Origin of the sequence: Klebsiella sp. CN_Kp106 (genome assembly GCF_040064575.1) — a bacterium.
In the GTDB taxonomy this organism is placed as follows: domain Bacteria; phylum Pseudomonadota; class Gammaproteobacteria; order Enterobacterales; family Enterobacteriaceae; genus Klebsiella; species Klebsiella michiganensis.
In genome coordinates, this window is sequence record NZ_JBEAIG010000014.1 from 179473 (window position 1) to 193374 (window position 13902).

14 protein-coding genes are annotated in these 13902 nt (G+C 57.8%); 12 read left to right on the forward strand and 2 right to left on the reverse strand.

Annotated elements, in window-relative coordinates; genetic code table 11:
- Nucleotides 1-143: 143 nt before the first annotated feature.
- The 4 genes from phnL to phnP are packed head-to-tail and all read left to right on the forward strand — an operon-like array spanning nt 144 to nt 3300.
- The gene (gene phnL, locus ABLU96_RS08400; protein ID WP_048262047.1) at nt 144-830 is read left to right on the forward strand and encodes a phosphonate C-P lyase system protein PhnL; all 687 of its coding nucleotides are present in this window, start codon (nt 144-146) and stop codon (nt 828-830) included.
- Nucleotides 827-1963 (forward strand): alpha-D-ribose 1-methylphosphonate 5-triphosphate diphosphatase, encoded by a 1137-nt coding sequence (gene phnM, locus ABLU96_RS08405; protein ID WP_048262049.1) that lies wholly within the window; start codon nt 827-829, stop codon nt 1961-1963. Before phnL ends, phnM begins: the two co-directional genes overlap by 4 nt.
- Complete coding sequence (gene phnN / locus ABLU96_RS08410; RefSeq protein ID WP_004097857.1) at nt 1963-2526, forward strand: ribose 1,5-bisphosphokinase; 564 nt, start codon at nt 1963-1965, stop codon at nt 2524-2526. The genes phnM and phnN overlap by 1 nt, the downstream gene beginning before the upstream one ends.
- Before the next feature lie 15 nt (nt 2527-2541).
- Nucleotides 2542-3300: a phosphonate metabolism protein PhnP gene (gene phnP / locus ABLU96_RS08415; protein WP_064405848.1), complete on the forward strand. Its 759-nt coding sequence runs from the start codon at nt 2542-2544 to the stop codon at nt 3298-3300.
- Nucleotides 3301-3333: 33 nt separating this feature from the next.
- Here the strand turns inward: phnP and yjdP are convergent, their stop codons facing one another.
- A complete protein-coding gene (yjdP, locus tag ABLU96_RS08420) occupies nt 3334-3666 on the reverse strand; it encodes a DDRRRQL repeat protein YjdP (RefSeq protein ID WP_348862441.1) in 333 nt (110 codons plus the stop codon).
- A gap of 69 nt (nt 3667-3735) precedes the next feature.
- Complete coding sequence (rpiB, locus tag ABLU96_RS08425) at nt 3736-4185, reverse strand: bifunctional allose-6-phosphate isomerase/ribose-5-phosphate isomerase RpiB (protein WP_004097854.1); 450 nt, start codon at nt 4183-4185, stop codon at nt 3736-3738.
- A gap of 364 nt (nt 4186-4549) precedes the next feature.
- Here rpiB and alsR point away from each other — a divergent pair, with 364 nt between their 5' ends.
- The 8 genes from alsR to ABLU96_RS08465 all read left to right on the forward strand — a co-directional run bounded on the left by alsR (nt 4550) and on the right by ABLU96_RS08465 (nt 13882).
- Nucleotides 4550-5437 (forward strand): D-allose utilization transcriptional regulator AlsR, encoded by an 888-nt coding sequence (gene alsR, locus ABLU96_RS08430; protein WP_004097852.1) that lies wholly within the window; start codon nt 4550-4552, stop codon nt 5435-5437.
- Between the two features lie 59 nt (nt 5438-5496).
- The gene (gene alsB, locus ABLU96_RS08435; protein WP_047724826.1) at nt 5497-6432 is read left to right on the forward strand and encodes a D-allose transporter substrate-binding protein; all 936 of its coding nucleotides are present in this window, start codon (nt 5497-5499) and stop codon (nt 6430-6432) included.
- A 65-nt stretch (nt 6433-6497) separates the two neighbouring features.
- Nucleotides 6498-8030 carry a D-allose ABC transporter ATP-binding protein AlsA gene (gene alsA / locus ABLU96_RS08440; RefSeq protein ID WP_025107678.1) on the forward strand — a complete coding sequence of 511 codons (1533 nt, stop codon included), beginning with the start codon at nt 6498-6500 and terminating at the stop codon, nt 8028-8030.
- Nucleotides 8009-8989 carry a D-allose ABC transporter permease gene (gene alsC / locus ABLU96_RS08445; protein ID WP_014837152.1) on the forward strand — a complete coding sequence of 327 codons (981 nt, stop codon included), beginning with the start codon at nt 8009-8011 and terminating at the stop codon, nt 8987-8989. Before alsA ends, alsC begins: the two co-directional genes overlap by 22 nt.
- A gap of 10 nt (nt 8990-8999) precedes the next feature.
- Nucleotides 9000-9695 carry a D-allulose 6-phosphate 3-epimerase gene (alsE, locus tag ABLU96_RS08450; protein ID WP_032695089.1) on the forward strand — a complete coding sequence of 232 codons (696 nt, stop codon included), beginning with the start codon at nt 9000-9002 and terminating at the stop codon, nt 9693-9695.
- The gene (gene alsK / locus ABLU96_RS08455; RefSeq protein WP_064405851.1) at nt 9679-10590 is read left to right on the forward strand and encodes an allose kinase; all 912 of its coding nucleotides are present in this window, start codon (nt 9679-9681) and stop codon (nt 10588-10590) included. The genes alsE and alsK overlap by 17 nt, the downstream gene beginning before the upstream one ends.
- A 256-nt stretch (nt 10591-10846) precedes the next feature.
- Complete coding sequence (gene fdhF / locus ABLU96_RS08460) at nt 10847-12994, forward strand: formate dehydrogenase subunit alpha (protein WP_077598876.1); 2148 nt, start codon at nt 10847-10849, stop codon at nt 12992-12994.
- Between the two features lie 204 nt (nt 12995-13198).
- Nucleotides 13199-13882 (forward strand): tetratricopeptide repeat protein, encoded by a 684-nt coding sequence (locus ABLU96_RS08465; protein WP_014837150.1) that lies wholly within the window; start codon nt 13199-13201, stop codon nt 13880-13882.
- Nucleotides 13883-13902 lie beyond the last annotated feature (20 nt).

Here is a 13902-nt window from a genome sequence, read left to right on the forward strand (position 1 = left end):
CGTCTACGAGCCCGTAGCCCGGACAGGCGCAACGCGCCGCCTCCGGGACTCCCCGGTCGCGCTTCGTGAGTTAATGCATCAGGTAGCCCGGATAAGGCGTTCACGCCGCGATCCGGGGAAATTCAGGCACGATGAGGCTAAAAATGAACGCCATCCGCGTTGAAAACATCCATAAAACCTTTGTTCTGCACCAGCAGCACGGCGTCCGTCTGCCGGTACTCGCCGACGCCTCGCTGACCGTGAATGCCGGTGAATGCGTGGTGCTGCACGGCCATTCCGGTAGCGGAAAATCGACCCTGCTGCGTTCGCTGTACGCCAACTATCTCCCCGATAGCGGCCACATTCATATTCGCCACGGCGATGAATGGGTGGACCTGGTCACCGCCACGCCGCGTAAAGTGCTGGAAGTGCGCAAAACCACCATTGGCTGGGTCAGCCAGTTTCTGCGGGTGATCCCGCGCATTTCCGCCCTCGACGTAGTGATGCAGCCGCTGCTCGAACTGGGCATCCCGCGCGAAGAGAGCGCCGCGAAAGCCGCCCGCCTGCTAACGCGGCTGAACGTACCCGAACGCCTGTGGCACCTCGCCCCCTCGACCTTTTCCGGCGGCGAACAGCAGCGGGTTAACATCGCCCGCGGCTTCGCGGTCGACTACCCGATTTTGCTTCTCGACGAACCCACCGCCTCGCTGGACGGCAAAAATAGCGCCGCGGTGGTGGAACTGATCCATGAAGCCAAAGCCCGCGGCGCGGCGATCGTCGGTATTTTTCACGACGAGGCCACGCGCAACCAGGTCGCCGACCGTCTGCACCCGATGGGGATTCCAGCATGATTATCAATAATGTAAAGCTGATCCTCGAAGACGAGGTGATTAACGGCTCGCTGGAAGTTCAGGACGGCAGAATTTCGGCCTTTGCCGAAAGCCAGAGCCGACTGGCGGAGGCCATCGACGGTGAGGGCGGCTGGCTGCTGCCGGGGCTTATCGAGCTGCATACCGACAACCTGGACAAGTTTTTCACCCCGCGACCGAAAGTGGACTGGCCCGCCCACTCGGCGATGAGCAGCCACGACGCGCTGATGGTCGCCAGCGGCATCACCACCGTGCTGGATGCCGTGGCTATTGGCGATGTGCGCGACGGCGGCGATCGCCTGGAAAATCTCGAAAAAATGATCAACGCCGTGGAAGAGACGCAGAAGCGCGGCCTCAACCGCGCTGAACATCGGCTGCATCTGCGCTGCGAACTGCCGCATCACACCACCCTGCCGCTGTTTGAGAAGCTGGTTGGCCGCGAGCCGGTGAGCATGGTCTCCCTGATGGATCACTCACCTGGCCAGCGCCAGTATGCCGACCGCAGCAAATACCGCGACTACTATCAGGGCAAATATCACCTGACCAACGAAGAGATGGACAAATTCGAAGAGGAGCAGATGGCGCTGGCGGCGGCCTGGTCTCAGCCTAACCGGCAGCGCATCGCCGCCATCTGTCGCGAGCGAAATATCGCGCTGGCCAGCCACGATGACGCCACCTGCGAACATGTGCTCGAATCGCGCCAGCTTGGCAGCGTCATCGCCGAATTTCCCACCACGATCGCCGCAGCGCAGGCGTCGCGCCAGCACGGGATGAACATTCTGATGGGCGCGCCGAATATCGTACGCGGCGGCTCGCACTCGGGGAACGTCGCCGCCCACCATCTGGCGGCCAGCGGCCTGCTGGACATTCTCTCCTCCGACTATTATCCCGCCAGCCTGCTGGATGCCGCTTTTCGCATCGCCGACGACGAGGGCAACGCCTTTACCCTCGCGCAGGCCATTCGTCTGGTGAGCAAAAACCCGGCCCAGGCGCTGGGGCTGCACGACCGCGGGGCGATTGCCGAAGGTAAGCGGGCGGACCTGGTGCTGGCGCGCCGTCACGGCGAGCATATCCATATTGATCACGTCTGGCGGCAAGGCAAGAGGGTCTTCTGATGACAGGGAAACTGATTTGGCTGGTCGGCCCCTCCGGCTCCGGCAAAGACAGCCTGCTGGCGGCGCTGCGCCAGCGGGAGCATCCGCAGCTGCTGGTGGCGCACCGCTACATAACCCGTCCACACAACGCGGGCTGTGAAAACCATATCGCCCTCAGCGAGCATGAGTTTTTTACCCGCGCCGAACAGCATCTGTTTGCTCTTAGCTGGCATGCTAACAACAATTACTATGGCATTGGCATCGAGATTGACCTGTGGCTGCACGCCGGGTTCGACGTGGTCGCTAACGGTTCACGCGCCCATCTGCCGCAGGCGCAGGCGCGCTATGCCGACGCGCTGCTGCCCATCTGTCTGCAGGTTTCTCCGGCGGTGCTGCGACAGCGCCTGGAGCAGCGCGGACGGGAGAACGAGACGGAAATCGCCCAGCGCCTGGCGCGCGCGGCGCGCTATACGCCGAATGAGTGTCTGATGCTGAATAACGATGGCCGACTTAGCCAGTCGGTGGATGCCCTGGTTTCGCTGATTCGTATTCACGGCAACCGTCGCGAACAGCAGACTGCCTGAACGCGAGGAGAAGAGATGAGCCTGACTATCCGCTTAACCGGCACCGGCGGCGCGCAGCTGGTACCGGTTTTCGGCTGCGATTGCCCCGCCTGTCGCCGCGCCCGCGTCGACGAAGCGCATCGTCGCCGTCCCTGTAGCGCGGTCGTCAAATTCAACAACGCGGTGACCCTGCTCGATGCCGGGCTACCGGACCTGATGACCCAGTGGCCCGCCGGCAGCTTTCAGCAGTTTCTGCTCACCCATTATCATATGGATCACGTTCAAGGCCTGTTCCCGCTGCGCTGGGGCGTGGGCGAACCTATTGCGGTATACGGCCCCCCGGATGAACAGGGCTGCGATGATCTGTTTAAGCATCCTGGCCTGCTGGATTTCAGCCATACCGTCGAACCCTTTGTAAGATTTGAACTTCAGGGATTGCGCGTTACGCCGCTGCCGCTGAACCACTCAAGGCTCACGTTTGGCTATCTGCTGGAGTCGGCCCACAGCCGGGTCGCCTGGCTATCCGACACCGCCGCGCTGCCGGAGAAAACGCTGAAGTTCCTGCTGAATAACCAGCCGCAGCTTATCATTATCGACTGTAGCCACGAGCCGCGCCCGCAGCCGCCGCGCAACCACTGCGACCTGAACACCGTGCGGGCCATTAACCATATCATCGGCTGCCCGCGGGTGATCCTCACCCATATCAGCCACCGCTTCGATGCATGGATGATGGAAAATGCTCTACCGGCGGGATTTGAAGCGGGATTTGACGGCATGGAGATAGCGCTGGATTAAGCGGGCGCGGCGAAGGCCGCGAGTCGTGCCGCATCAATAATCATCATCCAGCCTGCGCTGGTCGCTTTCCAACTGACGGCGGTCCCGATCAAGCTGGCGCTGGCGCTCGTCAAGTTCGCGTCGGCGATCCTCAAGCTGTCGCCGCCGGTCGTCATACTGCTGCTGGCGATCGGCGCTCTGCTGGCGGCTGTCCTGATAGCGCCCATCATCATAGTCATCATCGTCAGACCGGCTATCGCCCGGATGGTAAGCATCATTAATGGCCTGCTGAATATTGCCGATCGCGTCATCAATCATATCGGCGTGCGCCAGCTGGCCGGCGAGGGACAAGGTGCAGATAAGCAAAGCGGTAGAGTAACGTTTCATAAAGCCAGTCTCATCGGGGGGCTGGCTCTACGTTAATCAAGGGCTATCGCCGGGAGTAGCGGAGGAATCTCAAATCCGCTGCTGTTCAATCGCGCCGATGGCGTCCACTCGCCCCTGATGTCGCCCGCCCTCAAATTCGGCAGCCAGCCAGGCATCGACGATCATTTTCGCCAGTTCAAGGCCGATCACCCGCGCGCCAAAGGCCAGAATATTGGTGTCGTTATGCTGTCGTGAAAGCTGCGCCGAGTAGGGCTCGCTGCACACCACCGCACGAATACCCGGGTGCTTATTGGCGGCGATAGAGATGCCGACGCCGGTGCCGCAGATCAGGATCCCTCCGTCGACCTCGCCGGCGGCAACGGCCTGAGCGACAGCGCTGGCATAGCGCGGATAGTCGGTACGTTCCGTGGACCATGCGCCTTTATCTACGACGTCAATGCCGCGCTGGCGCAGATGCGCAAGAATATCGTCTTTCAGGATAATCCCGACGTGATCGCAGCCAAATGCAATCCTTTTCATACTTAGCCTCGCCTGTTGTTAACTTTACAAGGATGACTGGCGTTGTGATTTAAACGCCTAGAAATGCCCCAGGAAACGCTGAAAACAGCATCGTCAGGCTCCTTTCTACACGGGCAAATTTTACAAATCAAGACGAAAGCGTTATTTACGCCTGATTTTCACCTTGCAAAAAAAGAACTGAAACAAACAATAATGCACTGATTTATAATGAATTTATAAGAAATTAAGGTAAAATCAACATTAACAAAACTTCACGATAAACATAACTTTATAAAAAATATAATTTTGTGAAGTTGGTAGTATCTTTTTTGTTTCGCCTGTGGTGATATAGTGTCGTCTTCATTTTATGGACAATGAGAAAGCGATGAGTCAGACAGAATCCAGTTCGCTCCCTAACGGCATCGGCCTTGCCCCCTGGCTTCGCATGAAGCAGGAAGGGATGACCGAAAACGAGAGCCGTATCGTCGAATGGTTGCTTACCCCCGGCAATCTCAGCGATGCGCCGGCAATCAAGGACGTCGCGGAAGCGCTGTCGGTATCAGAAGCCATGATCGTTAAGGTTTCTAAGCTGCTGGGATTTAGCGGTTTTCGTAACCTGCGCAGCGCGCTGGAGGCCTACTTTTCGCAGTCTGAACAGGTGTTACCGACCGAACTCTCCTTTGATGATGCGCCGCAGGATGTGGTGAATAAGGTGTTCAACATCACCCTGCGCACCATTATGGAAGGCCAGTCGATCGTGAACGTCGACGAAATTCACCGCGCGGCGCGCTTTTTTGCCCAGGCCAACCAGCGCGACCTGTACGGCGCGGGCGGCTCCAACGCCATCTGCGCCGACGTGCAGCATAAGTTTTTACGCATCGGCGTGCGCTGCCAGGCCTACCCGGACGCGCATATCATGATGATGTCCGCCTCGCTGCTGAAGGAAGGCGATGTCGTGCTGGTGGTCTCGCACTCCGGGCGCACCAGCGATATCAAATCAGCGGTAGAGCTGGCGAAAAAGAACGGGGCGAAAATTATCTGTATCACCCATAGCTATCATTCGCCGATTGCCAAGTTAGCTGATTTTATTATTTGTTCGCCAGCACCAGAGACGCCTTTATTAGGGCGTAACGCCTCAGCGCGTATATTACAACTCACATTATTAGATGCGTTTTTTGTTTCCGTTGCACAGCTCAACATTGAGCAAGCGAATTTAAATATGCAAAAAACTGGCGCGATTGTTAATTTCTTTTCACCCGGCGCGCTTAAATAAAAAACCGATCCCACACTGGTGGGATCAATATAACTGTATCCTACACTGAGAATACTGCCATGAATAAATATCTGAAACTTTTCAGCGGCACGCTCATGGGCGTAATGTTATCCACCAGCGCCTTTGCCGCCGCCGATTATGCTGTGGTATTAAAAACCTTATCCAATCCATTTTGGGTGGATATGAAAAAGGGTATTGAGGACGAAGCCAAAACGCTGGGCGTAAGCGTCGATATTTTTGCCTCGCCTTCCGAAGGGGATTTTCAGTCGCAGCTGCAGCTGTTTGAAGACCTGAGCAACAAAAACTACAAAGGTATCGCCTTTGCGCCGCTCTCCTCGGTAAACCTGGTCATGCCGGTAGCCAAAGCGTGGAAAAAGGGCATCTTTCTGGTCAACCTCGATGAAAAAATCGATATGGATAACCTGAAGAAAGCCGGCGGCAACGTAGAAGGTTTTGTCACCACCGATAACGTGGCGGTGGGGGCGAAAGGCGCGGCTTTTATTATCGACAAGCTCGGCGCGGAAGGCGGCGAAGTCGCTATTATCGAAGGCAAAGCCGGTAACGCCTCAGGCGAAGCTCGCCGCAGCGGCGCCACCGAAGCCTTCAAAAAAGCGAGCCAGATCAAGCTGGTGGCCAGCCAGCCTGCCGACTGGGACCGCATCAAAGCGCTGGACGTCGCCACGAACGTGCTGCAGCGTAACCCGAACGTTAAAGCGATTTACTGCGCCAACGACACCATGGCAATGGGCGTCGCCCAGGCCGTCGCGAACGCCGGCAAAACCGGCAAGGTGCTGGTGGTGGGTACCGACGGTATTCCGGAAGCGCGCAAAATGGTCGAAGCCGGGCAAATGACCGCCACTATCGCGCAGAACCCGGCGGATATTGGCGCTACGGGTCTTAAGCTGATGGTCGACGCCGAGAAGAGCGGCAAAGTCATCCCGCTGGATAAAGCCCCGCAGTTTACGCTGGTGGATTCCATTCTGGTGACGAAATAGGTCTGTGCATCCCCTCTTTCTTTGGAAGAGGGGAAATCACGCAGCGGTAATAAAGGAAATTTTCTATGCTCACGCCATATATTTCAATGGCGGGGATCGGCAAATCCTTTGGCCCGGTTCACGCATTAAAATCGGTTGATTTAACTATTTACCCCCATGAAATACATGCGTTACTAGGGGAAAACGGTGCCGGTAAATCAACGCTGATGAAAGTATTGTCGGGAATACATGAACCGACCAAAGGCACCATTACGATTAATAACGTTAACTACCACAAGCTTGACCATAAATTAGCAGCCCAGCTCGGCATTGGTATTATTTACCAGGAGCTCAGCGTCATTGATGAATTAACGGTGCTGGAGAATTTATATATTGGCCGCCATCTGACGAAAAAAGTCTGCGGCGTCAACGTTATCGACTGGAAGGAAATGCGCGTACGGGCGGCGATGATGCTGCTGCGCGTCGGGCTGAAGATCGATTTAGACGAAAAGGTGGCGAATCTCTCCATCAGCCACAAGCAGATGCTGGAGATCGCCAAGACGCTGATGCTCGACGCTAAAGTGCTGATCATGGATGAACCGACCTCCTCGCTGACCAATAAAGAGGTGGACTATCTGTTCCTGATCATGAACCAGCTGCGTAAAGAGGGCACCGCCATTGTTTATATCTCGCACAAGCTGGCGGAAATACGCCGCATCTGCGACCGCTACACGGTGATGAAAGACGGCAGCAGCGTCTGCAGCGGGAAGGTCAGCGAAGTGAATAACGACGACATCGTACGCCTGATGGTCGGCCGCGAGCTGCAAAACCGCTTCAACGCCATGAAAGAGAGCACCGGCAACATCGCCCGCGAGACGGTGTTCGAAGTGAAAAACGTCACCAGCCATGACAAGAAAAAGGTACGCGATATCTCATTTAGCGTGAATCGCGGCGAAATTCTCGGTTTTGCCGGGCTGGTCGGCTCCGGGCGCACCGAGCTGATGGACTGCCTGTTTGGAGTCGATAAGCGTAGCAGCGGTGAAATATACCTCAACGGCAACGCGATCTCGCCCCGCTCGCCGCTCGACGCCTTAAAGAAAGGCATGGGGTATATCACCGAAAGCCGCCGGGAAAACGGCTTTTTCCCCAATTTTTCCATCGCCCAGAATATGGCGGTCAGCCAGAGCCTGAAGCGCGGCGGCTACAAAGGGGCCATGGGGCTGTTCCGCGAAGGCGACGAACGCAGAACGGCGGAGGAGCAGCGCAAGCTGCTGGCGCTGAAGTGCCATTCGGTCGATCAAAACATCACCGAGCTCTCCGGCGGCAACCAGCAGAAGGTACTGATTTCCAAATGGCTATGCTGCAGCCCCGAAGTGATCATTTTTGACGAGCCGACGCGCGGTATCGACGTGGGCGCAAAAGCCGAAATTTATAAAGTGATGCGCCAGCTGGCCGATGACGGAAAAGTCATCCTGATGGTGTCGTCCGAACTACCTGAAATTATCGCCGTCTGCGACCGCATTGCCGTGTTCTGCGAAGGGCGACTGACGCAAATCCTGACCAATCGCGACGACATGAGCGAAGAGGAGATTATGGCATGGGCACTACCACAAGAGTGAAAGGCGAAATGGGCGAGAAAAAACCGTTTAACTTCGCGCTGTTCTGGGATAAATACGGCACCTTTTTTATTCTCGCCATCATCGTCGCCATCTTCGGCACCCTGTCGTCAGAGTACTTCCTGACGACCAACAATATTACGCAGATCTTCGTCCAGAGCTCGGTCACCGTCCTGATCGGCATGGGCGAGTTCTTCGCGATCCTCGTCGCCGGGATCGACCTGTCGGTCGGGGCGATCCTCGCGCTCTCCGGGATGGTCACCGCGAAGCTGATGCTGGCGGGCGTCGACCCGTTCCTCGCGGCGCTGATTGGCGGCGTGCTGGTCGGCGGCGCGCTGGGGGCCATCAACGGCTGCCTGGTCAACTGGACCGGCCTGCATCCGTTCATTATTACCCTCGGCACCAACGCCATCTTCCGCGGTATTACGCTGGTGATCTCTGATGCCAACTCGGTGTACGGGTTTTCTTTTGATTTCGTTAACTTTTTCGCCGCCACGCCGCTGGGCATTCCGGTTCCGGTGATCTTCTCGCTGATTGTGGCGGTGATCCTGTGGTTCCTGACCACCCGTATGCGCGTGGGCCGCAACATCTACGCGCTGGGCGGTAACAAGCACTCCGCTTTCTACTCCGGCATCGACGTCAAGTTCCACATGCTGCTGGTGTTCATCATTTCCGGCGTTTGCGCCGGGCTGGCCGGCGTGGTCTCCACCGCCCGCCTCGGGGCGGCGGAACCGCTGGCCGGCATGGGCTTTGAAACCTACGCCATCGCCAGCGCCATCATCGGCGGCACCAGCTTCTTCGGCGGTAAAGGACGCATCTTCTCGGTGGTCATCGGCGGCCTGATTATCGGCACTATCAACAACGGACTGAACATCCTGCAAGTACAAACCTACTACCAGCTGGTGGTAATGGGCGGATTAATCATCGCGGCTGTCGCCCTCGACCGTCTTATCAGTAAGTAAGGAATTTATCATGAAAATTGCTCCCTCTTTAATGTGTATGGATCTGCTGAAATTCAAAGAACAGATCGAGTTTATCGACCAGCACGCAGACTATTTTCACATCGACATTATGGACGGTCATTTTGTACCAAACCTGACCCTGTCGCCGTTTTTCGTCAGCCAGGTCAAAAAGCTGGCCAGCAAACCACTGGACTGCCATCTGATGGTCACCCGCCCGCAGGACTACATTAGCCAGCTGGCGCAGGCGGGGGCGGATTTTATCACCCTGCATCCGGAAACGATTAACGGCCAGGCCTTCCGCCTGATCGAAGAGATCCGTCGCCACGGCATGAAGGTCGGACTGATCCTTAACCCGGAAACCCCGGTTGAGACCATGAAGTACTACATTCATAAAGCCGACAAAATCACGGTGATGACCGTCGATCCGGGCTTCGCCGGGCAGCCGTTCATCCCGGAGATGCTGGAAAAAATCGCCGAACTGAAAGCCTGGCGCGAGCGAGAGGGGCTGAGCTACGAGATCGAAATCGACGGCTCCTGCAATAAAGCCACCTATCAAAAACTGATGGCGGCGGGCGCGGACGTCTTTATCGTCGGCACATCAGGCCTCTTCAATCACGCCGATAAGATAGAAGACGCGTGGCAGATCATGGCAGAGCAGATCCTGACGGCAAAACGCGAGGTACTGCCTCATGCAAAAACAGCGTAACGTCGTCGCGGGCGTGGATATGGGCGCGACCCATATCCGGCTTTGCCTGCAAACGGCGCAGGGCGAAGCGCTGCACTGCGAAAAGCGGCGCACCGTCGACGTGATTAGCGCCGACGGCCTGGTCAACGGTATTAAAAACCTGCTGCAGCAGCAGCTGACCCAGCACGACGCCCACTGCTGCGGGCTGGTGATGGGATTTCCGGCGCTGGTGGCAAAAGACAAGCGGACGATTATCTCAACGCCCAATCTGCCGCTGGCCGCCGACGACCTGTATAACCTGGCCGACCGGCTGGAAGCGGCGCTGGGCTGCCCGGTGGAGTTTTCCCGCGATGTGAATCTGCAGCTCTCTTTTGATGTGCAGCAGAACGGCCTGCAGGAGCAGGAGGTGCTGGCGGCCTATCTTGGCACCGGAATGGGCTTCGCGGTCTGGCTGAACGGCGGGCCGTGGACCGGCGCCCACGGCGTGGCGGGCGAGCTGGGGCATATTCCGCAGGGCGATGACGCCCTCACCTGCGCCTGCGGCAACCCCGCCTGTCTGGAAACCGTCTGCTCCGGGATTGCGCTAAAGCGCTGGTATGAACAGCAGCCGCGCGCCTATGAACTGGGCGAGCTGTTCGTTCACGCCGCGCGGGAGCCGTTTGTGCAGCAGCTGCTAAACCACGCCGCCCGCGCCATCGCCACCAGCATCAACCTGTTCGACCCCGATGCGGTGATCCTCGGCGGCGGCGTGATGGATATGCCTGCCTTCCCGCGTGAAGCCGTCATCGCCATGATCAAAACCTACGTCCGCCGTCCGCTGCCGTATCAGGCCGTACGCTTTATCGCCGCCTCCTCTTCCGCGTTTAACGGCGCTCAGGGCGCGGCGGCGCTGGCGAGAAGCCGGTATTTAAGCTAGCCGAGGTAACGCCAATAGCCCGGACCTGCCTCTTCCCCCCCGGCGGCGGTGCTGCGCACCTGGCCGGGCTACCCGGCCGCGTCACAGGCGCCCGCGTCGACACGTCAAAACTGACGATAGCCTGTTTTTCGTCAGCATTTCGCCCAAAAAAACGACGTATCATCAGTCAATACCCACAGTGAAAACATGGCATAGAAGATGCATAGTGACGGCGCGATAGCGCGTATGCGCCAATTGATTAACTGGAGCAAGACCGATGAAAAAAGTCGTCACGGTTTGCCCGTATTGCGCATCAGGTTGCAAAATCAACCTGGTGGTCGATAACGGCAAAATCGTTCGGGCGGAGGCGGCACAGGGGAAAACCAACCAGGGAACCCTGTGTCTGAAAGGCTATTATGGCTGGGACTTCATTAACGATACCCAGATCCTTACCCCGCGCCTGAAAACCCCGATGATCCGTCGCCAGCGCGGCGGCAAGCTGGAATCCGTCTCCTGGGATGAGGCGCTCGATTACGTCGCCACTCGCCTCAGCGCCATTAAAGAGAAGTATGGCCCGGACGCGATTCAGACTACCGGTTCGTCCCGCGGGACGGGTAACGAAACCAACTATGTGATGCAAAAATTCGCGCGCGCCGTTATTGGTACCAATAACGTCGACTGCTGCGCTCGCGTCTGACACGGCCCATCGGTTGCAGGTCTGCACCAATCGGTCGGTAACGGCGCTATGAGTAATGCCATCACCGAGATCGACAACACCGATCTCGTGTTTATCTTCGGGTATAACCCGGCAGATTCACACCCTATTGTGGCGAATCACGTGATTAACGCCAAACGCAATGGGGCGAAAATCATCGTCTGCGATCCGCGTAAAATCGAAACCGCGCGCATCGCCGATATGCACATTGCGCTGAAGAACGGCTCGAATATCGCGCTGCTCAACGCTATCGGACACGTGATCATCGAAGAGGATCTCTACGATAAATCCTTCGTCGCCAGCCGTTCCGAAGGCTTCGAAGAGTATCGCAAAATCGTCGAAGGCTATACGCCGGAGTCGGTGGAAGAGATTACCGGCGTGAGTGCCCAGGAGATCCGCGCCTGCGCCCGCATGTACGCCAGCGCGAAATCCGCCGCCATCCTGTGGGGCATGGGCGTCACCCAGTTCTACCAGGGCGTGGAGACCGTACGTTCGCTGACCAGCCTGGCGATCCTCACCGGCAACCTCGGCAAGCCGAGCGTCGGCGTCAACCCGGTGCGCGGCCAGAACAACGTTCAGGGCGCCTGCGACATGGGCGCGCTGCCGGATACCTATCCGGGCTATCAGTACGTTAAGTTCCCGGAAAACCGCGAGAAGTTCGCCAAAGCCTGGGGCGTCGACAGCCTGCCGGCGCATACCGGCTACCGCATCAGCGAGCTGCCGCACCGCGCGGCGCATGGCGAAGTGCGGGCGGCGTACATCATGGGGGAAGATCCGCTCCAGACCGACGCCGAGCTGTCCGCCGTGCGTAAGGCTTTCGACGATCTGGAACTGGTTATCGTCCAGGATATTTTCATGACCAAAACCGCCTCAGCGGCCGACGTTATCCTGCCCTCCACCTCGTGGGGCGAGCACGAAGGCGTTTATACCGCAGCGGACCGCGGCTTCCAGCGCTTCTTTAAAGCGGTAGAGCCGAAGTGGGACCTGAAAACCGACTGGCAGATCATCAGCGAAATCGCCACCCGGATGGGTTACAAGATGCACTACAACAACACTCAGGAAATCTGGGACGAGTTGCGTCATCTGTGCCCGGATTTCTACGGCGCCACCTACGAGAAAATGGGCGAGCTGGGCTACGTCATGTGGCCGTGCCGCGATGAGTCCGACGCCGACCAGGGGACCTCTTATCTGTTTAAAGAGAAGTTCGATACCCCGAACGGTCTGGCGCAGTTCTTCACCTGCGACTGGGTCGCGCCGATTGACAAGCTCACCGACGAATACCCGATGGTGCTGTCGACGGTGCGCGAAGTCGGCCACTACTCGTGCCGTTCGATGACCGGCAACTGTGCGGCGCTGGCCGCGCTGGCGGATGAACCGGGCTATGCGCAGATCAATACCGCCGATGCCGAACGTCTGGGCATTGAGGATGAGGCGCTGGTGTGGGTGAACTCGCGTAAGGGCCGTATTATCACCCGCGCGCAGGTCAGCGATCGTCCGAATAAAGGGGCGGTCTATATGACCTACCAGTGGTGGATTGGCGCCTGTAACGAGCTGGTTTCCGAGAACCTGAGCCCGATAACCAAAACGCCGGAGTACAAGTACTGCGCCGTCAACGTTGAGCCGATTGCCGACCAGCGGGCCGCCGAGCAGTACGTAATTGACGAGTACAATAAGCTGAAAACCCGCCTGCGCGAAAGCGCGATGGGCTAATCAGGCCGCCTCCCCGGAGGCGATGCTTCGCACCTGTCCGGGCTACACAATCCGTAGCCCGGGTCAGGCTTTTACGCCGCAACCCGGGAAACAGACGGCACGATGGTTCGAGTAAAACGTTCATATCCCCCACTCGTTCCCGTCGTTTTCTTCTCCTTCACCTGCCTTTATACTGCTCGCTATGTCCTCTACCGATAATAAAAAATGAAATACCTCTATTTACTGCTGGTGATGGCAAGCGTCGCCGCAGGCGCCATGGAACCCGGCAGCCAGTACAAACCGCTGGCCGAAGCGGGCGACCCGCGCGCGCAGTACTACCTGGCCGACACTTACGTCAGCTTCGGCGATTTTCCGCAGGCTGAATACTGGGCGCAGAAAGCGGCAGACAAGGGCGACGGCGATGCGCTGGCGCTGCTGGCTCAGCTCAAAATCCGCAATCCGCAGCAGGCCGACTACCGCCAGGCGAAAGCGCTGGCGGAAAAGTCGGTGCAGACCGGCAGTAGGGCGGGAGAAATTGTCCTCGCCCGGGTGCTGGTGAACCAGCAGGCCGGTACGCCGAACTATCCGCACGCCATCTCCCTGTTACAGCATGCCGCCCAGGATCCGGAAAGCGATTCAGCCGTCGACGCCCAGATGCTGCTGGGGCTGATCTACGCCAGCGGCGTTCATCCCCCGGAAGATGACGTAAAGGCGACGCAGTATTTTAAAGAGAGCTCTGCCCTCTCCCGCACCGGCTACGCTGAATACTGGGCCGGGATGCTTTTCCAGCAGGGGGAAAAAGGCTTTATCGAACCCAACAAGCAGAAAGCGCTGCACTGGCTCAACGTCAGCTGTCAGGAGGGGTTTGATACCGGCTGTGAAGAGTTCGACAGGATCAGTAAAAGATAAGAAAAAGCCCGGTGCGATGT

What these genes read in the sequence shown, in the direction of transcription:
- phnL (WP_048262047.1), top strand. Translation starts at nt 144, where the DNA reads ATGAACGCCATCCGCGTTGAAAACATCCATAAAACCTTTGTTCTGCAC.
- phnM (WP_048262049.1), top strand. Translation starts at nt 827, where the DNA reads ATGATTATCAATAATGTAAAGCTGATCCTCGAAGACGAGGTGATTAAC.
- phnN (WP_004097857.1), top strand. Translation starts at nt 1,963, where the DNA reads ATGACAGGGAAACTGATTTGGCTGGTCGGCCCCTCCGGCTCCGGCAAA.
- phnP (WP_064405848.1), top strand. Translation starts at nt 2,542, where the DNA reads ATGAGCCTGACTATCCGCTTAACCGGCACCGGCGGCGCGCAGCTGGTA.
- yjdP (WP_348862441.1), bottom strand. Translation starts at nt 3,666, where the DNA reads ATGAAACGTTACTCTACCGCTTTGCTTATCTGCACCTTGTCCCTCGCC.
- rpiB (WP_004097854.1), bottom strand. Translation starts at nt 4,185, where the DNA reads ATGAAAAGGATTGCATTTGGCTGCGATCACGTCGGGATTATCCTGAAA.
- alsR (WP_004097852.1), top strand. Translation starts at nt 4,550, where the DNA reads ATGAGTCAGACAGAATCCAGTTCGCTCCCTAACGGCATCGGCCTTGCC.
- alsB (WP_047724826.1), top strand. Translation starts at nt 5,497, where the DNA reads ATGAATAAATATCTGAAACTTTTCAGCGGCACGCTCATGGGCGTAATG.
- alsA (WP_025107678.1), top strand. Translation starts at nt 6,498, where the DNA reads ATGCTCACGCCATATATTTCAATGGCGGGGATCGGCAAATCCTTTGGC.
- alsC (WP_014837152.1), top strand. Translation starts at nt 8,009, where the DNA reads ATGGGCACTACCACAAGAGTGAAAGGCGAAATGGGCGAGAAAAAACCG.
- alsE (WP_032695089.1), top strand. Translation starts at nt 9,000, where the DNA reads ATGAAAATTGCTCCCTCTTTAATGTGTATGGATCTGCTGAAATTCAAA.
- alsK (WP_064405851.1), top strand. Translation starts at nt 9,679, where the DNA reads ATGCAAAAACAGCGTAACGTCGTCGCGGGCGTGGATATGGGCGCGACC.
- ABLU96_RS08465 (WP_014837150.1), top strand. Translation starts at nt 13,199, where the DNA reads ATGAAATACCTCTATTTACTGCTGGTGATGGCAAGCGTCGCCGCAGGC.